Source organism: Psychromonas arctica, assembly GCF_038155225.1.
In the GTDB taxonomy this organism is placed as follows: domain Bacteria; phylum Pseudomonadota; class Gammaproteobacteria; order Enterobacterales; family Psychromonadaceae; genus Psychromonas; species Psychromonas arctica_B.
Map to the genome: position 1 here is coordinate 1 of NZ_JBAKBA010000254.1, position 224 is coordinate 224.

1 pseudogene is annotated in these 224 nt (G+C 35.7%); it reads left to right on the forward strand.

Going from position 1 to position 224, the window contains the following annotated elements:
• Nucleotides 1-224, forward strand: a pseudogene (locus V6255_RS18470) (excinuclease ABC subunit B); the annotation flags it as partial.

Consider the following 224-nt stretch of genomic DNA (forward strand, 5'->3'; position numbering starts at 1 on the left):
AATAAACCCACCTTAATTCTTGATCCAAATAAAACACTTGCTGCGCAATTATACGTAGAAATGAAAGCTTTTTTTCCGAACAATGATGTCGAATACTTTGTTTCTTATTATGACTATTACCAACCTGAAGCTAACGTGCCCAGTTCAGATTCCTTTATAGAAAAAGATGCCGCACTAAATGCACATAAAGAGCAGATGCGTTTATCAGCAACCAAAGCGTTATT